The 17538-nt window shown below is 70.8% G+C and carries 16 protein-coding genes; 10 read left to right on the top strand and 6 right to left on the bottom strand.

The features are described 5' to 3' along the window. Positions 1 to 58: 58 nt before the first annotated feature. The 5 genes from ACEN9V_RS00690 to ACEN9V_RS00670 all read left to right on the top strand — a co-directional run bounded on the left by ACEN9V_RS00690 (position 59) and on the right by ACEN9V_RS00670 (position 6295). On the top strand, positions 59 to 1390 hold the full coding sequence (locus ACEN9V_RS00690; RefSeq protein ID WP_281264797.1) for a bifunctional o-acetylhomoserine/o-acetylserine sulfhydrylase: 1332 nt from the start codon (positions 59 to 61) through the stop codon (positions 1388 to 1390). Positions 1391 to 1693: 303 nt separating this feature from the next. After that, entirely contained in the window at positions 1694 to 2893 is a 1200-nt protein-coding gene (gene metX / locus ACEN9V_RS00685) for a homoserine O-acetyltransferase MetX (protein WP_413601738.1), read from the top strand. A 163-nt stretch (positions 2894 to 3056) separates the two neighbouring features. Then, positions 3057 to 4214 (top strand): ATP-binding protein, encoded by a 1158-nt coding sequence (locus tag ACEN9V_RS00680; protein WP_402728923.1) that lies wholly within the window; start codon positions 3057 to 3059, stop codon positions 4212 to 4214. Then, the gene (locus tag ACEN9V_RS00675) at positions 4211 to 5533 is read left to right on the top strand and encodes a hypothetical protein (RefSeq protein WP_281264801.1); all 1323 of its coding nucleotides are present in this window, start codon (positions 4211 to 4213) and stop codon (positions 5531 to 5533) included. Before ACEN9V_RS00680 ends, ACEN9V_RS00675 begins: the two co-directional genes overlap by 4 nt. A gap of 90 nt (positions 5534 to 5623) precedes the next feature. Continuing rightward, positions 5624 to 6295 (top strand): response regulator, encoded by a 672-nt coding sequence (locus tag ACEN9V_RS00670; RefSeq protein ID WP_402728925.1) that lies wholly within the window; start codon positions 5624 to 5626, stop codon positions 6293 to 6295. A 245-nt stretch (positions 6296 to 6540) separates the two neighbouring features. On the opposite strand, the gene ACEN9V_RS00665 is transcribed toward ACEN9V_RS00670, so the two are convergent. The 4 genes from ACEN9V_RS00665 to ACEN9V_RS00650 all read right to left on the bottom strand — a co-directional run bounded on the left by ACEN9V_RS00665 (position 6541) and on the right by ACEN9V_RS00650 (position 9924). Next, the gene (locus tag ACEN9V_RS00665; RefSeq protein WP_413601737.1) at positions 6541 to 7806 is read right to left on the bottom strand and encodes an MFS transporter; all 1266 of its coding nucleotides are present in this window, start codon (positions 7804 to 7806) and stop codon (positions 6541 to 6543) included. A gap of 253 nt (positions 7807 to 8059) precedes the next feature. Next, positions 8060 to 8278 carry a hypothetical protein gene (locus tag ACEN9V_RS00660; RefSeq protein ID WP_413601736.1) on the bottom strand — a complete coding sequence of 73 codons (219 nt, stop codon included), beginning with the start codon at positions 8276 to 8278 and terminating at the stop codon, positions 8060 to 8062. 75 nt (positions 8279 to 8353) lie between these two features. Beyond that, positions 8354 to 8662: an MTH1187 family thiamine-binding protein gene (locus ACEN9V_RS00655; protein ID WP_413601735.1), complete on the bottom strand. Its 309-nt coding sequence runs from the start codon at positions 8660 to 8662 to the stop codon at positions 8354 to 8356. After that, on the bottom strand, positions 8659 to 9924 hold the full coding sequence (locus ACEN9V_RS00650) for a hypothetical protein (protein WP_413601734.1): 1266 nt from the start codon (positions 9922 to 9924) through the stop codon (positions 8659 to 8661). The genes ACEN9V_RS00655 and ACEN9V_RS00650 overlap by 4 nt, the downstream gene beginning before the upstream one ends. A gap of 61 nt (positions 9925 to 9985) precedes the next feature. On the opposite strand from ACEN9V_RS00650, the gene ACEN9V_RS00645 reads away from it, so the two are divergent. Further along, positions 9986 to 10699: a YceI family protein gene (locus tag ACEN9V_RS00645; RefSeq protein WP_413601733.1), complete on the top strand. Its 714-nt coding sequence runs from the start codon at positions 9986 to 9988 to the stop codon at positions 10697 to 10699. 16 nt (positions 10700 to 10715) lie between these two features. Here the strand turns inward: ACEN9V_RS00645 and ACEN9V_RS00640 are convergent, their stop codons facing one another. Both ACEN9V_RS00640 and ACEN9V_RS00635 read right to left on the bottom strand, forming a co-directional pair. Next, positions 10716 to 11501 carry a family 16 glycosylhydrolase gene (locus tag ACEN9V_RS00640; RefSeq protein ID WP_413601732.1) on the bottom strand — a complete coding sequence of 262 codons (786 nt, stop codon included), beginning with the start codon at positions 11499 to 11501 and terminating at the stop codon, positions 10716 to 10718. A gap of 825 nt (positions 11502 to 12326) precedes the next feature. After that, entirely contained in the window at positions 12327 to 13172 is an 846-nt protein-coding gene (locus ACEN9V_RS00635) for an NAD(P)H-hydrate dehydratase (protein WP_413601731.1), read from the bottom strand. Positions 13173 to 13196: 24 nt separating this feature from the next. Between ACEN9V_RS00635 and ACEN9V_RS00630 the strand changes: the two genes are divergently transcribed. The 4 genes from ACEN9V_RS00630 to ACEN9V_RS00615 all read left to right on the top strand — a co-directional run bounded on the left by ACEN9V_RS00630 (position 13197) and on the right by ACEN9V_RS00615 (position 17467). After that, complete coding sequence (locus tag ACEN9V_RS00630; protein WP_402728934.1) at positions 13197 to 13829, top strand: HAD family hydrolase; 633 nt, start codon at positions 13197 to 13199, stop codon at positions 13827 to 13829. Beyond that, a complete protein-coding gene (locus ACEN9V_RS00625) occupies positions 13826 to 14908 on the top strand; it encodes an NADH:flavin oxidoreductase/NADH oxidase (protein WP_413601730.1) in 1083 nt (360 codons plus the stop codon). Before ACEN9V_RS00630 ends, ACEN9V_RS00625 begins: the two co-directional genes overlap by 4 nt. A 160-nt stretch (positions 14909 to 15068) precedes the next feature. Then, positions 15069 to 16430: a hemolysin family protein gene (locus tag ACEN9V_RS00620; RefSeq protein WP_413601729.1), complete on the top strand. Its 1362-nt coding sequence runs from the start codon at positions 15069 to 15071 to the stop codon at positions 16428 to 16430. Next, on the top strand, positions 16427 to 17467 hold the full coding sequence (locus ACEN9V_RS00615; RefSeq protein ID WP_413601728.1) for a hemolysin family protein: 1041 nt from the start codon (positions 16427 to 16429) through the stop codon (positions 17465 to 17467). The genes ACEN9V_RS00620 and ACEN9V_RS00615 overlap by 4 nt, the downstream gene beginning before the upstream one ends. The last annotated feature ends 71 nt before the right edge of the window (positions 17468 to 17538 follow it).

Genomic DNA, 17538 nt, shown 5'->3' with positions numbered 1-17538 from the left:
GCCTCCCGGCCGAGCGCACGGCGACCCGACGACCGACCGCACCGGACAGGAGCACGAGATGACCGAGAACGACGCCGCGCAGTGGCGGTTCGAGACCACGCAGGTCCACGCCGGAGCGCAGCCGGACCCGACGACCGGCGCACGCGCCACCCCGATCTACAAGACGACCTCGTACGTCTTCGCGAACTCGGACGAGGCGCGTGACCTCTTCGCCCTCGCGAAGCCCGGCAACATCTACTCGCGCATCATGAACCCGACGAACGACGTCCTCGAGCAGCGGATCGCCGCGCTCGAGGGCGGCTCCGGTGCGCTCCTCGTCGCGAGCGGTCAGGCGGCGGAGACCTACGCCGTCCTCAACATCGCGCAGGCCGGCGACCACATCGTGTCCTCGTCGTCGATCTACGGCGGCACGTACAACCTCTTCAAGTACACGCTCGCCCGGCTCGGCATCGAGACGACCTTCGTCGAGGACCAGGACGACCCCGAGGAGTGGCGTCGCGCGGTCCGACCGAACACGAAGCTGTTCTTCGCGGAGACGATCGGCAACCCGAAGATCAACGTGCTCGACATCACGACGGTCGCGGACATCGCGCACCAGGCCGGGGTGCCGCTCATCGTCGACAACACGATCGCGACGCCGTACCTGATCCGTCCGTTCGAGCACGGCGCCGACATCGTGGTGCACTCGGCGACGAAGTTCCTCGGTGGGCACGGCACGGTCATCGGCGGCGTCATCGTCGACGGCGGCACGTTCCCGTGGTCCCAGCACCCGGAGAAGTTCCCGGAGTTCAACACGCCGGACCCCTCGTACCACGGCGCGGTCTTCGCCGAGGCGGTCGGCAACTCGCTCGCCTACATCATCAAGGCGCGCGTGCAGCTCCTCCGCGACCTCGGTGCGTCGAGCTCCCCCGACACCGCGTTCGCGCTGCTGCAGGGCATCGAGACCCTGTCGCTCCGCATCGAGCGGCACGTGGCGAACGCGCAGGAGATCGCCGAGTGGCTCGACCAGCACCCGGACGTGGCGACGGTGGCGTACGCCGGCCTGCCGACCTCCCCCTGGTACGGCGCCGCGACGCGGTACGCACCGAAGGGCGTCGGGGCGGTGCTGTCGTTCGAGCTGAAGGGCGGCGTCGACGCGGGTCGTGCACTCGTCGACAACCTGACGCTGTTCTCGCACCTCGCCAACATCGGTGACGTGCGCTCGCTCGTGATCCACCCGGCGTCGACGACGCACTCGCAGCTCACGCCGGAGCAGCAGCTGACGACCGGTGTGACGCCGGGGCTCGTGCGCCTGTCGGTGGGCATCGAGAACGTCGAGGACCTGAAGGCGGACCTCGAGGCCGGGCTCGCAGCAGCTCGTGCGGTCGCCCAGGCTGGTTTGCGCGCGTAGGCGTACGCCGGCGGGCGCCCCTCCGGACCCGACTCAGAACGACGAAGTCGCTGTCGTACGACAGCGACTTCGTCGTTCCCACGCGTGTGCAACTGTTGCGTCCGCCTGCTTGCGACAACGTCGATGTCGTACGACAGCGGTCTTGTCGTCCCTTGCGGACGCAACGACCCTGCGGACGCAACCACCCCGCGGACGCAACGACCCCGCGGAGCCGACCCGAGCCTCCCGTCCGCCCCGATCCGGCCACGCAACCGACGTAACACGGCGTCCGGACGGTCCACGGACCGGGACAATGGACGGACCATGGACTGGCAGACGACTCCCGAGGACTCCGTCCCGTCCACCCTGGTCCCGGGGACCGCGCTCGGGGTGATCGGCAAACCCCCGGTCACGGGCGCATGGCGACCGGGCGACCACCCCGGTTCCCGGCAGTTCGTCGCGCTCGGCGAGCAGTGGGTCCGCGGCGGACGACTGCCGAGCGTCCGGATCGCGTACGAGTCCTGGGGCACGCTCAACGACGCGAAGGACAACGCCGTCCTCGTGTTCCACGCGCTGACCGGGGACTCGCACGTCACGGGTGATGCCGGCCCCGGGCACAAGACCGCCGGCTGGTGGGGCGACGTCGTCGGACCTGGTCGGGCGATCGACACCGACCGGTGGTTCGTCGTCGCGCCGAACATGCTCGGCGGCTGCCAGGGCTCGACCGGCCCGTCGTCGGTCTCCCCAGACGGGGTGGAGTGGGGTTCGCGGTTCCCGTTCGTCACCGTGCGCGACCAGGTCGCCGCACAGGTGCAGCTCGCCGACGCGCTCGGCATCGACCGGTTCGCCGCGGTGGTCGGCGGGTCGATGGGCGGCATGCACGCGCTCGAGTTCGCGGCGTCGGCCCCGTTCCGTGTCGCCCGGCTGGCGATCCTGGCCAGCACGGCCCAGACCACGGCAGACCAGATCGCGGCGAACTCGCTGCAGCGCGCCGCGATCCAGATGGACCCGGGCTTCGCGGGCGGCGACTACTACGAAGCCGAACCCGGCGACGGGCCGTCCAGGGGGCTCTCACTGGCCAGGCGGATGGCGATGATGACCTACCGCGCGTCCGACGAGCTCAACGGGCGGTTCGACCGTTCATGGCAGTCGGACGTGTCCCCGCTCGGCGACGACGGCCGCTTCTCGGTCGAGAGCTACCTCGACTTCCACGGCAACAAGTTCACCAGGCGCTTCGACGCGTCGACGTACGTGACGCTGACGCACGCGATGGACTCGCACGACGTCGGTGCCGGACGAGGCGGCGTCGCGTCCGCCCTCGGTGCCATCACGGCGAGGACGCTCGTCGTCGGCATCTCGAGCGATCGGCTCTTCCCCGTCGAGGACCAGCACCGGATCGCCGCCGGCATCCCGGACACCCTCGACGGCGACCACGCGGCCGTCATCGACAGCGAATTCGGCCACGACGGGTTCCTCATCGAGCACGCGGCGGTCGGCGCGCACCTCCGTCGTCTGCTGGGCTGAACCGACCATTTCATCGCATTCGCTATAACAAAACCGTTTCCAATCGGAACGACCGGGCGTGCCGAACACCCCCCAACGGGTGCCGCCCGTGGAATGATGGCTGCGAACCGATCAACCGTCGGTTTCTTCCCTGCACGCACACGAGAACAGCACCAGGAAACCGATGGAACTCATCGCACAGGAACGTGACCGGCTCCTCCGGTCCACGACCCGTGTCGTCGGGATCGCCTGCACGCTGATCAGCCTGGTCAGCGTCCTCTGCTCATTCGCCGTCCCAGCAGGACCGCTCGCCGGTGGCGTCGCCTGCATGGCGGTGATGATCGGTGCGCTCGTCGCCTTCGGCTGGAACGGCTCGACGTGGTGGACGGCACTCACGCTCGTGGCGGGCCTCGGCGCCATGGTCCTCCTCACGACGAGCGTCGACGGTCTCGAGCGCACGGTGCTCGCGAGCGCGCTCGTCCCCCTCGCCGCCGGCGGTCTCTCCTCGCTCCTCATGGCGCAGCGCGGACACCTCGTCGGACTCGGGTTGACCATCCTCGGCGGCGTCGCGTCGATCATCGTGATGGCCTTCGCCGCCGGCGGACTCGTCTCCAACGCCGTCGGCGGGACCGTCCTCGGTTGGGTCCTCACCGCCGTGGTCGCGTACTGGATCTCCCGGAGCATCCCCCGCGTCGCGCGTCGCATCTACAGCATCGGCACCGCGCACCGTGCGGAACGCCAGGCCAGCGAGACCGAGGCGCAGCGCCGCCAGGGTGCCCGGCTGCTCCACGACACCGTCCTCGCGACGCTCACCCTCCTCGCCCACTCCGGCGTCGGCGTCTCCGAGCAGGCGATGCGCGAGCAGGCCGCCGAGGACGCCAGGCTCCTGCGGCACCTCCGGCTCGGCGCGACACCGCAACCACAGCAGTCCGGCGACTACTCGCTCACCCGCACCGAGGAATCACCACTCGGGCAGACGCTCGAGTCCGTGAAGCAGCGCTTCGGCCGGATGGGGCTCGAGGTCAGCTGGCACGGCACCGGGCAGGTCCTCCTGCCGTCGAACGTCCTCGACGCGTTCCTGCTCGCCCTCGCGGAGTGCCTCGAGAACGTCCGCCGCCACGCCGGTGTCGCCGAGGCGCACGTCACGATCGTGCACGACAACGACATGGTCCGCGCGATGGTCACCGACTCCGGCGTCGGCTTCGAACTCGGCGCCATCGACGAAGAGCGTCTCGGCTTCAAGGAGAGCGTGGTGAACCGCCTTCGCGAGGTCGGCGGGGACGCACGCCTCTTCTCCGCGCCCGGATCGGGCACCACCGTCGTCCTGGAGGCACCCCGATGAGTCGCGTCCCCGAGGACACGATCGGCCGCGGACTCCCCGGCGAGACCCAGCAGCCCGCTCCGCGGACCCGACGGGAGGCTCGGGAACGGTACCGGGGCACGGAACGTCGGCAGGCGCGCGGCCTCCCCTCCACCTCCACCGGTGCGCGGTCGCTGCGGCAGGCCGCGAAGCCCGGAGCGTCGCTCGGCGCCGGGCACCTCGGGCTCGGCGCGGCGGTGCTCACCGCACTCGAGGCGATCGCGGGCATCGTCTTCTTCCTCGCACACTGGACGGACTTCTCCGACCCCTGGCTCCCTGCTGCCGCGTGGATGCTCTTCGTCATCGCGGCGGTCGGCGTCGGCCTGAGCGTCCTGACCTACGGCGAACGACTCACCGGGCTGGCCTTCGTGCTGATCTGCGTCGTCCTCGGGTGCGTCGTCACCCTCGACTTCATCGGCATCTGGCCCGAGCACGACCTCGCCCACACGGCCAGCGCCTCGATCGCCGCCGGGTTCGCCCTGCTCCCCGTCGCGACGCTCCGCCCGGCTCGCGAGGTCGCCGCGGCGATCACGGTGCTCGGGCTCGCGTTCATCGGCATGGCGGTCGCATCGACCCCGATCACGACGGACACCATTCCCGGGCTGTTCTCGCTGCTGGCGCTCGTGATCGTCCCGCCGTCCGTGGCGATCTTCGTCACGCACCGCTTCCGGCAGCTCGTGCAGCGTGAACTCGACCGGGTGCTCGTGCAGTCGAACGTCTCCGCGCCGCAGTTCGCCGTCGGCATGCTCGCATCCGACGAACTCGCCCGACTCGACCTCGCGGCCGAGAAGCTCCTCGACGCCGTCGCGAACGGCACCGACCCGCTGCCCCTGTCGGACGCGTCCTCGTCGGTGGCGGCGTCACTGGCCACCGAGCTCCGCCTGCACCTCATCGAGGGCCGCCGCGAGACCTGGCTGTACCACGCCATCACCGAGTCGGACCACCTCGGCCGTGCCGTCAGCGTCGCCGACCCCGGGTCGCTCGCCGGGCACCTCTCCCCGGCACAGCGCGACGGACTGCTCCAGGCGCTCTGGCAGATGGTCGGCGACGGCCGCGGGCTGCAGCCCGGCGTCCCGATGGTCTCCGTCACGCTCGGGCCGGTCGGCTCGGACGGGCACCCGGTCTCGGACGAGGAGATGGACGTGCCGATCGTCATCGAGTCCCGCGGCGTCCCGCGCCGACGGCTCGGCCCGACTGCCTGGAGCGGACTCGCCCGCATCGGGAGCTACACCGACACGGTGCGGGACGGGGCGCTGCACATCGTCGCCCACTGCGTCGTGAGCCGACATCCCACGATGTGACGGGTTGTCGGACACCCTGACCAGCCTGCGCTCGCCGAGTGCGCCCACCACCTAGGCTCTGCCACGCAGACCACGAGAAAGGACGCCAGCATGGCGACTCCAGAGGAACCGATCCGACTCGCACTCGTCGACGACCACAAGATGCTGCTCGGCGCCCTGACGGAGTGGATCCGTGGCGCTGCCGACGACATCACGCTCGTCGCCGCCGTCACGACCTGGCCCGAGCTGCTCACCAGCCCGTCGTTCCCCGTCGACGTGGTGCTGCTCGACCTGGACCTCAAGGACTCCATCCCGGTCTCGCTGAAGATCTCGACGCTCAAGACGGCCGGCGTGAAGACCGTCGTCATGAGCACGTACTCCGAGCCGAACGTGGTGCGCGAGGCACTCGGGTCCGGTGCCCTCGGCTACCTCGTGAAGAGCGAGGACGCCGAGATGATCGTCGAGGCCATCCGCTCGGCACAGCGCGGCGAGCAGTACGTCTCCGCCGAGCTCGACCTGGCGATCAACTCCGGGGACGTCGGTGGCGTGCCGAAGCTCAGCGCGCAGGAGCGCCGCGTCATGGCGCTCTACGGCGGTGGCGAGCCGGTGAAGAGCGTCGCGTACCAGCTCGGCATCTCCGAGGAGACGGCGAAGAGCTACCTCAAGCGCATCCGTGAGAAGTACCGCGTGGCCGGCTTCGACGTCGGCACGAAGGTCGCCCTCCGGAAGCGTGCGATCACCGACGGCATCATCTTCGAGGACGGCAGCCCCCACGGCCTGTAGGTCCCTGTCGGGCGCGGGCGTCCGCGCGGGCCATCCCCTGACCATCGAGTGCGCAGACAATGCGTCCGGATACCCCCGGAGGCCACACTTCTCCGCACTCGCTCGTGGCGCTCCGGCTGGGCCGCAACGTCGAGCGCGCAGAAAATGCGTCCGGATACCCCCGGAGGCCACACTTTCTGCGCACTCGCTCGTGCATGTGATGCCCGGTACCGCGATCTCGGCGCCCCGGGCCCGGCCCGCGCGCGTCAGACGAGCGGGATCGGGGACGTGATCGGGCCGGTCGTGGGGTGCGGAGCTGACAGCGCCGCGCGGCGGTTCGACCGACGCTCGACGGCGTAGCTGATCGAGGTCATCACCACACCGAGCAGCGCCAGCACGATGCCGAGCCACCCCGGCGCCACGAAGCCGAACCCGGCGGCGATGACCGCGCCACCGAGGGCGGCACCGAGCGAGTTCCCGATGTTGAACGCCGAGTGGTTCAGCGCCGCGGCGATCGTCTTCGCGTCTCCGGCGACGTCCATCAGGCGCGACTGCACCGCCGGCGGGATCGCGGACGAGGTCGCGCCCAGCAGGAACGCCCCGACGAACACGCCGACGGCCCACTGCGCGGTGAGCACCGTCACGAGCAGCGCGCCGATGAGTGCGAACATACCGACGTAGATCGTGCGCTTGACGCTGTGGTCGGCGAGGTGCCCGCCGAGGACACCGCCCACGACCATGCCGAGGCCGACGACCACGAGCACCAGGGGCACCACCGACTCGGACAGCCCCGTGACGTTCGTGACGAGCGGCGAGATGTACGAGTACACCGCGAAGAACCCGCCGAACCCGACGGCGCCGAGCCCCATCACGAGCCAGACCTGGGGCACGCGGAACGCCCGGAGCTCACGGCCGATCGACGCGTGCTCGTCGCGGGCCGAGCGCGGGACGAAGGCCGACACCGCGAAGAACGTCGCGGCGAAGAGCACGGCGACGACGCCGTACGCCACACGCCACCCGGCGTTCTGCCCGATGAACGTGATCGCCGGGACGCCGATGACGTTCGCGACGGAGAGGCCGAGGAGCACCATCGCGATGCCCTTGCCACGCTTGCCGGGACCCATGATGTCGCCGGCGACGATCGAGGCGATACCGAAGTACGCACCGTGTGGCAGGCCCGCGACGAACCGGGCGACGAGCACCAGCCCGAAGGACGGCAGCAGCGCACTGGCGATCGTGGCGACGACGAACCCGACGAGCAGCACCATGAGGAGCCCCTTGCGCGGGAACTTCGCCGACATCGCGGCGATCGTCGGCGCACCGACGACCACTCCGAGCGCGTAGGCGCTGACGAGCCATCCGGCGTGGGCGATGCCGGCGTCCGGGTTCGCCGCGTACTGCGTCGGCAGGAGCGCCGCGGCGATGTTCGGGAGGAGCCCCATCGCGACGAACTCGGTCGACCCGATGGCAAAGCCACCGAGGGCGAGGGCGATGAGCGAGAGCGCGCGACGCGCCGGCGTGAGCTGGAACATGGTGCCTGTTTCGGACGTGACGGACGGTTCGGGACCAGCCACGGAGCTCACGGAGGAGGGGCTGGAGGTGCGGCGCGTGGCGGAGCGCGCCGGGCCCCCCGTTCGGGACGGCGGCGTCGCGGCCGGCGTTCGCCGGTCCGCTCGTCGGTGAACGGAAGAGACCGGTCCGAATGGACGGCCCGGTCGGATCAGTGTAGACCGCTCCAAACCGTCAGCGGAACCCGGCGGACCGAATCGATTCGATGCCCGCTGTTCAGGCGGCGCGACGCTCCGGCTGCCGGTGGACGACCACCGGCGCGGGGACGTCGTCGCGGTGCACCCACCCGGCACCGCACTCGGTGCAGGTGGCCCAGGCGTTCTGCTCGTCGGAGTCCACGTCGATGACGACCGTTCGCAGGTCGCAGTCGGGGCACCAGCCGTCGTGCATCATCACGATCTCCTCGTCACGTCGGTGGCCGCCCGGTGCGACCATCTGCGCAACATGACACACCCGACCACCGACATCCTCGGGAGGACGACGGCGTGTCGCCGGCGCAGCGGCGAGGACTCAGGAGTCGAGCGCAGCCTCGAGCCGCTCGAGCTTGCCGTCGAGCTCGCCCGTGTGACCAGGGCGGATGTCGGCCTTCAGGACGAGGGACACCCGGGTGCCGTACGCGCCGACGGCCTCGGTCGCACGCTTGACGACGTCCATGACCTCGTCCCACTCCCCCTCGATCTCGGTGAACATCGACGAGGTGCGGTTCGGCAGACCCGACTCGCGGACGACACGGACGGCCGCGGCGACGGCGTCGTGGACGGACCCGTCGGACGAGGCTGACGGGCCACCGGACGGGGCGACGGAGAAGGCGACGATCATGGGTCCATCCTGCCCTCTGCGGCGACGCCCGGCCCGGACCCGACGAGCGCACCCCGCCGGGCCCGGAGCCCGATCCGGACGACGAGCACGAGAGCCCAGACGAGGATCGCGACCTCGAGGGCGTTCCGGATCGTGAGCACGACGAGGATCCACGGCTGCACGGTGAGCACCTGGTCGTAGTAGGCGGGGTAGATCAGCTGCGTCAGGAACGCCATGGGCAGCGCCGCCATCGCGATCGGCAGGAACCGTCGTGCACTCCCCCGGCCGGCGATCAGTCCCCACACGATCGGCACCGCGAACCACCCGATGTACTGCGGGGACCCGACCTTGTTCGTGGCGATGAGCGCCGCGACGAGCACCAGTGCGAGCAGCGGCGCGACCTCGGCTCGACGGGCGCCGCGGACGACGGCCCACGCGGCGAGCGCGATGCCGCCGAGGACCACGAGCGCCATCAGGGGCGTGGAGGCGGCTGCGGCCAGGTGGGTGCCGTTCCCCGAGACCTCGAAGGTGAGGATCTCCCGGTCGTAGAACACCGCGGCCCCCGGGACGTGCGCGGCGGCCGCCCACATGAACGGCGTCGCGAGCGGCGCCTCGATCTGGAGCGCCCGACCGCTCTGCTGTCCGACGAAGGACAGCAGGTGGGCGGCACCGCCGAACAGCACGTCGACGAGGACGACCAGCGCGGTGACGACGAGCGCACCGACGAGGACCCCGCGCCGGTGCCCGCGCCGCACCACGAGCAGCACACCGACGAGCGCGGCCGGCCACACCTTGATCCACGCGGCGGCGGTGAACACGGCAGCGGCCACCGCCGGCCGGGACGCGACGAAGCACACGCCGACCATCGCCACCGCGGTCGCGACGGTGTCGATCCGCCCGAGGGCGATCGGCCCGAGCGCGAGGAGGAACACGAGCCACCACCAGACGACCCGCACGCCGAGCGCCCGGAACCGCCAGAGGAACGCGCACGCGGCGGCGTCGAGCAAGACCATCAGGACGAGCCACCCGGTGCCGATCGACGCCGCTCCGCCGAGTGCGGCTGCGGCCATGGGGACGATCGCCAGGATCGGGTACACCCAGTCCGAGTCCATGCCGACCCAGTAGTGGGACGTGAGCCCGGTCTCGATCCACCGTCGGTAGGTGATCGTGACGTCGCCGAGCGGCAGGTTCGCGGTCGTCGCGGTCAGCCACCAGAGCACGGCGTGCACCGCGACGAACGCGACGGCGAAGCCCACGACCTCGAACGACCTGGACCTCAGCACCCCAGGATCGTAGCGGCGCGATCCCCAGGACTTCCCGAGGATGACGTGTCACCGTCTGAGGGTGACCACTCCACGCAAGCGCACCGGCAAGCGCAGGGCCACCATCTGGATCTCGATCGCGGCAGCCGTCGTGGTCCTCGGCGTCGTCGGGACGGTGATCGGCACGACGGTGTACTCGAACACCGAGAACGCCAAGGCCGAGGCGGAGCCGAGCGTCGCCGCGAGTCGTGCCCCGTCGACACTCGACGCGAGCGATCTCGCCGGCGACTGGACCGTCGGCAGCGGCTCCGAGGCCGGCTACCGGCTGCACGAGGTCCTCAACGGTTCCGACGTGACCGTCACCGGGCGGACGGACAGCGTCAGCGGGACCGCGACGGTCGACGGCTCGTCGATCACGGCGGCGTCGATCGAGGTCGAGGTCGCCGACATCGCCACCGACTCCGCACAGCGGGACTCGTACTTCCGCGATTCCGCGCTCGACACCGCGGCGTTCCCGAAGGCGACCTTCACGCTGACGAGCCCGATCGCGGATGCCGTCCCGTCCGGGAGTGGGACCACGACCGTGCAGGCCGCCGGCGACCTGACGCTGCACGGCGTGACGAAGTCGGTCACCGCGACGCTGCAGGTCGGCCTGAACGGCGACGGCGTCGACATCTCCGGCTCGATCCCGATCACGTTCGCCGACTACGGCGTGCAGGCGCCGAGTCTCGGGTTCGTGAAGGTCGACGCGGACGGCGCGGTCGAGTTCCTCGTCCACGCGACGCCCGCCGGGTAGAGCACCCCGCCCCGACTCACCGGTCCCAGGTCTTCACCCAGTCGATCTCGAGGTGCCCAGGGTTCCCGTAGTTCCCGATCTGGAACATGAACCGGTGCGCGGTGGTCGGCACGTGCTTGGTGACCGTGAGCACGAGCTCGCCGTCCACGAAGTACCGGACCGAGACGCCGGGGATCCACTCGGTCGTGTACGTGTGCCACTGCCGCCAGGTCGCGTCCGTGTGCAGGCCGATCGCGTTCCGCTCCTGACCGGGCACCATCGAGTGGCTGAACGCTCCGACGGTGCCCTGGAAGGTCCCCTCGGGGAAGTCCAGCTCGCCCTCCGACCAGACGTTCGAGGTCGGCCAGAGCATGAAGGCGGCGCCGTTGCCGTCCCCGCCGATGGCTCGTGCCCGCACGCTGAAGGTCCCGCCGACGTGCGACCAGGCTCCGTCCGGCGTGCCGAAGGTGCCGGCGGCTCCACGCGTCCCGTCCATTGCGACGTCCATGATCCCGTCGTGGGCGCTGACGACCTCGCCGGACCAGTACTTGCCGCTCATGCCGTCCGGGTAGGGCTGCCACGACCCGGCGTACGTGGCGGCGAACTGTCCGCCGGCGGCCGCAGGGGTGTCGAAGTCCTCGGAGAACGTCGGAGCCGCACCATCGGCGGGAGGCGTGGGCGTCGGCGTGGGCGTCGGTGCCACCGCGAGCGGCGAGGCGGGATCGCCGACCCACGGGCGGGCATCAGCGGTCGTGACGGCACCCAGCGTCACGGCGGCGGCGAGGACGGCGGAGAACACGAGGAGCGCCCGAGCGACCTTCATCGGTCGTCCCGGAGCTGGACGGGGTGCTGCGCGTACTGCATGGTCGTGGATCGCCTTCCGAGGACGGGCCACCGTGTCTGATCGGTCGGGTGTCGTCCCTCGGCTGTCTGTCTACGCGTTCTCCGGCGGTCCCACGAGGCTCTGCGCCACCGCTGGCGGGATCGGTGCGGGCTCCCACGCGCGGTGCGTCTTCCCGCTGCGGTTGCGTGTTCCCGCGACACTGCACGCGACGTCGCAACCGCGTCGTGACGCGCGAGGTGAGCGACAGCGCGCCTGTCGTCCCGAGTCGGGTCCACCGCCACCCGCCGGACGGGAGGCTCGGCGCACGTCCGGCACCGAGCCTCCCGTCCGGTGGGTGGCCAGCCCGCGGACCCGCGCGTCTGCAACCAGCGACAACGTCGCTGTCGTACGACAGCGATCCTGTCGCTGACCCGCGCACGCAACAGTTGCGGGCGCGGTGCGACGACAACGTGGACGTCGTCCGACAGCGGTGCTGTCGTTCCGAGTCGGGTACACCGCCACCCACCCGACGGGAGGCTCGGCGCACGTCCGGTACCGAACCTCCCGTCCGCCCGTCCTTCCGTCGCACCGTCCGCCCGTCGCACCGTCCGCTTGCGTCTGCAACCAGCGACGATGTCGCTGTCGTACAACAGCGACACTGTCGCAATCCCGCGCCTGCAACAGTTGCAGGCGCCTTGGGACGACAACGCGGACGTCGTACGACAGCGACGCTGTCGTTCCGAGTCGGGCTCCGATCGGTGCACAAGTGCACAAGTGCACACGAGCGCACGCGAGCCGGCGCGCACGAATCAGCCGACGGCGTCGTCACACGGTGGCGTCCCCGGTGACGGCGAGGTCGCGGACCACGCCGGGCAGGGCCTCGATCAGGGCGGTCATCGTGAAGGGCCCACCCCCGGACGCACGCCGCGCCGCGGTACCGTGCACGACGGCGGCGGCGGCAGCGAGGTGCGCGAGCTCCTCGGGACCGACCTCGCCCTGACCGGCCCGGCCGGCGACGAGCGCACCGAGCACCCCGCCGAGGACGTCTCCGGCGCCGGCGGCGGCGAGCCAGGGTGTGGCGGAGGAGGCCACGAGCCGGACCGAACCGTCCGGCGTCACGACGTGTGTGTCGGATCCCTTGAGGAGCACGACGCTCCCGGTCCGCTCGGCGGCGCGGAGTGCCGACCCCCGCGGGTCGTCCTCGACGGCATCCCGGGACACCTGCAGCAGCGCAGCGAGCTCCCCGGCGTGCGGGGTCAGCACCGCGAGCGGGCCGAGGTCGACGAGCGGGATGGCCCCGGCGTCGACGACCACCGGCACGCCGTCATCGGACGCGTGCCGGAACGCGTCGGCGGTGGTCTCGTCGAGGTCGTCGAGGGAGTCCGCGGCGATGCCCGACCCGACGAGCCAGGCCTGGACACGACCGACACCGGACACGACCTCGGGGCGGCGGGCGAGCACGGAGTCCGTCGCACGGGTCGGCCCGACGTACCGGACCATGCCGACCCCGGTGTGCACGGCGGCGTCGACCCCCATCACCGCGGCGCCCGGGTAGGCGGCGGAGCCGGTCGCGACGCCGAGGACCCCCCGCCGGTACTTCGTCGTGTCGCCGGTCGGGACCGTGATCCACGAGGCGGCATCGGACGGGAAGACGGAGACGAAGTCGTTCACCACCCCCACGTTACGGTGGAGCGCATGAGCCTGTTCCTGCCTGGTCGTGTCGTCGTCTTCGACTACGGCGAGGTGATCAGCCGGACACCGCACGCCGCCAGGGACGCCCTGCTCGCGGCGACGGGGCTCGCCGCCGACGAGCTCTTCCCCGTGTACCAGGAGCTTCGTCACGACCTCGACCGTGGCGACCTCTCGGTGCTCGACTACTGGCGCGCCATCGCCGCCCGCACCGGTCGGACCTGGTCGGTCAGCGAGATCCACCGCTTCTGGGCCCTCGACTTCACCGGCTGGTTCGAGGTCGACCCCGACGTGCTCGACCTCGTCGAGGAGCTGCACGAGGCCGGGACCCGCATCGCCCTCCTGTCGAACGCCGGGTTCGACTTCGGCGACCCCTACCGCCGCTCCCCGATGGCGTCGATGTTCGAGACCGTCGTGGTCAGCGCGGAGGAGCACGTGCTGAAGCCCGATCCGTCCATCTACCGCACCACGTGCGACCGGCTGGGAATCACCCCGGCGCAGATGGTGTTCGTGGACAACAGGGCCGAGAACGCCACCGGTGCGGAAGCGATCGGGGCGGTCGGCCACCACTACACCTCACCGGCCGGGCTGCGGAGCTTCCTGGAGCGCCTGTCGGAGACCGAAGGAGCCACCGCGTGACGCACGCCCTGTTCGAACCGATCACCATCCGCGACCTGACGGTCCGCAACCGCATCTGGGTCTCCCCGATGTGCCAGTACTCGGTCGAACAGCAGGACGGTGTCCCGACGCCGTGGCACCTCGTGCACCTCGGCGGGTTCGCGAAGGGCGGCGCGGGTGCGGTCGTCGTCGAGGCCACCGGTGTCGTGCCGGAGGGTCGGATCAGCCCGCAGGACCTCGGCCTCTGGAACGACGAGCAGCGCGACGCGTTCCGGCCGATCGTCGACTTCATCCACTCGCAGGGCGCCGCCGCCGGCGTGCAGCTCGCGCACGCCGGGCGCAAGGCCTCGACGTACCGCAGCTGGTCGCCGACGCAGGGCACCGTGCCGGCCTCGGACGGTGGATGGACCGCCGTGGCACCGTCGGCCGTCGCGTTCCCCGGCTACGACGTCCCGCGCGAGCTCGGAGTCGAGGACATCCGTCTGGTCGCGCTCGGCTTCGCCGCCGCTGCCCGTCGTGCGATCGAGGCCGGGTTCGACCTGGTCGAGATCCACGCCGCGCACGGGTACCTGCTCCACGAGTTCCTCTCGCCGCTGAGCAACCACCGCACCGACGACTTCGGCGGCTCGCTCGAGAACCGCGCGCGGGCGCTGCTCGACGTCCTCGACGCCGTCCGCGCCGAGGTCGGTGACGGCTTCCCGGTCGTCGTCCGGTTCTCGGCGACGGACTGGACCGACGGCGGGCTGACGCTCGACGAGGTCGTCCAGGTGGCTCGCTGGGCGGCGGAGCACGGCGCCGACCTCGCCGACGTCTCGACCGGCGGCAACGTCGCGAACGCGCCGATCCCCGTCGGCCCCGGGTACCAGGTGCCGTTCGCGGCCGCGGTCAAGCAGGGCGCCGGCATCGGGACGATCGCGGTCGGGATGATCTCCGACGCGTTCCAGGCGGAGCAGATCGTCGCGACCGGGCAGGCCGACGTCGTGATGGTCGGGCGCGAGTTCCTCCGCGACCCCTCGTTCGCGCTGCGGGCAGCCCGCGAGCTCGGTGTGCAGGTCGACTACGAGCCGCAGCAGTACCACCGAGCAACCGTCACGAAGTAAGGCGGATTCTCGGAAAGGGAGCCCGGCGCGGCACTACGATTGCAGACACTGTGGACGATCCTCCGAACAGCTCTTCGCCCCATCACTCATCCGGCGCTCACTCAGTGAGCTGCCCTGACTCGTCGTGTGCCCGCACCGCTTCGTCGCGGGGGTGGACCCGATGAGCGTCGTCGACATCGTCATGCTGATCGGCGGCATCCTGCTGACGCTCGGCACCGGCGTCTTCGTGGCGTCCGAGTTCGCGCTCGTGAACCTCGACCGCGCCGACGTCGAAGCACGCCGTGACCGCGGCGAGGCCGGCCTGGCACCCGTCATCGGTGCGCTCAAGGTCACCTCGACGCACCTGTCGAGCGCGCAGCTCGGCATCACGCTCACGACGCTGCTGACCGGCTACCTGCTCGAGCCCTCGATCGCCAAGCTCCTCGAAGCCCCGTTCCTCGCGATGAACCTGCCCGAGGGCATCGTCGAGACGGTCGGGTCGATCGTGGCGCTGGTCATCGCGACCCTGCTGTCGATGATCCTCGGCGAGCTCGTGCCGAAGAACTTCGCGCTCGCGCTGCCCCTGCAGACCGCGAAGCTCGTGGTCCCGCTGCAGATCGCCTTCACGACGGTGTTCAAGCCGGCCGTCGCCGTGCTGAACGGCACCGCGAACGCCGTGCTCCGCGCGATGGGCATCGAGCCGCAGGAGGAGCTCTCCGGCGCGCGCAGCGCCGAGGAGCTCACCTCGTTGCTCCGCCGCTCCGCGTCGGAGGGCTCGCTCGAACAGGACACCGCGACGCTCCTGCAGCGCACGCTGTCGTTTTCCGAGCTCGACGCCAGCGACGTGATGACCCCGCGCCCCCGGCTCTCGACCATCCGCGTGTCCGAGTCCGCCGAGGACGTCATCGCGCTCGCACGCCGCACCGGCTTCAGCCGCTTCCCCGTCATCGAGGAGGACGCGGACGACGTCGTGGGCATCGTGCACGTCAAGCAGGCCGTCGCCGTCCCGCGCGAGAAGCGCGCGGAGGTCCCGGTCGGTGCGCTCATGACCGACGCCGAACGGGTTCCCGAGACGATGCCGGGCGACACCCTCCTCACCGAGGTCAGGGGTCGCGGCTACCAGATGGTGATCGTCGTCGACGAGTACGGCGGCACCGCAGGGGTCGTCACGCTCGAGGACCTCATCGAGGAGATCGTCGGCGAGGTGTCCGACGAGCACGACCGGGCACGCATCGACGTGGTCCGCTCCCGCAACTGGCTGACGTTCCCCGGGCTCCTCCGCCCGGACGAGCTCGAGGACCGCGCCGGTGTGAAGGTCCCCGAGGACGGCCCGTACGAGACCGTCGGCGGGTTCATCATGGCGACGCTCGGCCGGCTGCCGGTCGTCGGCGACGAGGTCCCGCTCGAGGACGGCGTGTTCCGCGTCGAACGCCTCGACGGTCGTCGGATCGACCGGATCCGCTGGACTCCGACCCCGACGGACACCCCGCCAGGAGGCGTCACCATCCCTGGCAGGGGCAGTCGGAAGGAGTCGGTCCGATGAGCTCCGACTGGTGGGGCATCTTCTGGCTCGTCGTGCTGCTGCTCGGCAACGCCTACTTCGTCGCGGCCGAGTTCGCCGTCATCTCGGCGCGCCGCTCCCAGATCGAGCCCCGCGCCGAGGAGGGCTCCCGCGCCGCACAGATGACGCTGTGGGCGATGGAGCACGCCACCCGCATGCTCGCCACCACCCAGCTCGGGATCACGGTGTGCTCGCTGCTCATCCTCAACGTCTCCGAGCCGGCGATCCACCACCTGCTCGAGGTCCCGCTGCACCTCACCGGGTGGAGCGTCGAGGTCATCGGCATCGTCGCGTTCGTGTTCACCCTGCTGCTGGTCTCGTTCCTGCACGTGGTGTTCGGCGAGATGGTCCCGAAGAACATCTCGTTCTCGATGCCCGACCGTGCCGCCCTGCTCCTCGTGCCGACGCTCTGGTACATCGGGCACGGCCTGCACTGGGTCGTCGTCGGCCTGAACGAGGTCGCGAACGCCGTGCTCAGGCTCTTCAAGGTCGAGCCGAAGGACGAGGCCGTCAGCGCCTACACCGTCGAAGAAGTGCAGACGATCGTCGAGCAGTCCCGTCGCGAGGGCACCCTGTCCGACGACGGCGGCACGCTCAAGATGGCGTTCGAGTTCACCGAGAAGAAGGTCAGGGACATCGCCGTGCCGATGTCCGAGCTCGTCACCCTGCCCGAGGACGCCACCCCCGGCGACGTCGAGCGTGCCGTCGCGCAGCGGGGCTTCTCCCGCTACGTGCTGACCGGTGAGACGGGCGAGCCGACCGGGTACGTGCACGTCAAGGACGTCATCGACCTGCGTCCGGACGAGTTCGACGACCCGGTCCCGCCGAAGCGCATCCGGCAGCTCATCTCGCTCTGGACCGAGATGGACCTCGAGGACGCACTCGCGACGATGCGCGCGGCCGGGCGCCACGTGGCGCGGGCGTTCGACGCGGACGGTCGGACGACGGGCGTGCTCTTCCTCGAGGACATCCTCGAAGAGCTCGTGGGCACCGTCGAGGACGCGACCAGACGCCGCTGACCACCAGCTCCGCCCGCGAAAGCGACAGAGTCACGCGGGCATGTCCCAGCGAACTGTCGCTTTCGTGGCAG

It is taken from the genome of Curtobacterium sp. Curtsp57 (assembly GCF_047324335.1).
Lineage (GTDB): Bacteria > Actinomycetota > Actinomycetes > Actinomycetales > Microbacteriaceae > Curtobacterium.
This window is presented reverse-complemented; position numbering and strand designations above follow the sequence as displayed.

Excerpts from the sequence above, each read along its gene's own strand:
- ACEN9V_RS00690 (WP_281264797.1), top strand. The coding sequence starts at position 59 with ATGACCGAGAACGACGCCGCGCAGTGGCGGTTCGAGACCACGCAGGTC.
- metX (WP_413601738.1), top strand. The coding sequence starts at position 1,694 with ATGGACTGGCAGACGACTCCCGAGGACTCCGTCCCGTCCACCCTGGTC.
- ACEN9V_RS00680 (WP_402728923.1), top strand. The coding sequence starts at position 3,057 with ATGGAACTCATCGCACAGGAACGTGACCGGCTCCTCCGGTCCACGACC.
- ACEN9V_RS00675 (WP_281264801.1), top strand. The coding sequence starts at position 4,211 with ATGAGTCGCGTCCCCGAGGACACGATCGGCCGCGGACTCCCCGGCGAG.
- ACEN9V_RS00670 (WP_402728925.1), top strand. The coding sequence starts at position 5,624 with ATGGCGACTCCAGAGGAACCGATCCGACTCGCACTCGTCGACGACCAC.
- ACEN9V_RS00665 (WP_413601737.1), bottom strand. The coding sequence starts at position 7,806 with ATGTTCCAGCTCACGCCGGCGCGTCGCGCGCTCTCGCTCATCGCCCTC.
- ACEN9V_RS00660 (WP_413601736.1), bottom strand. The coding sequence starts at position 8,278 with ATGGTCGCACCGGGCGGCCACCGACGTGACGAGGAGATCGTGATGATG.
- ACEN9V_RS00655 (WP_413601735.1), bottom strand. The coding sequence starts at position 8,662 with ATGATCGTCGCCTTCTCCGTCGCCCCGTCCGGTGGCCCGTCAGCCTCG.
- ACEN9V_RS00640 (WP_413601732.1), bottom strand. The coding sequence starts at position 11,501 with ATGAAGGTCGCTCGGGCGCTCCTCGTGTTCTCCGCCGTCCTCGCCGCC.
- ACEN9V_RS00630 (WP_402728934.1), top strand. The coding sequence starts at position 13,197 with ATGAGCCTGTTCCTGCCTGGTCGTGTCGTCGTCTTCGACTACGGCGAG.
- ACEN9V_RS00620 (WP_413601729.1), top strand. The coding sequence starts at position 15,069 with ATGAGCGTCGTCGACATCGTCATGCTGATCGGCGGCATCCTGCTGACG.
- ACEN9V_RS00615 (WP_413601728.1), top strand. The coding sequence starts at position 16,427 with ATGAGCTCCGACTGGTGGGGCATCTTCTGGCTCGTCGTGCTGCTGCTC.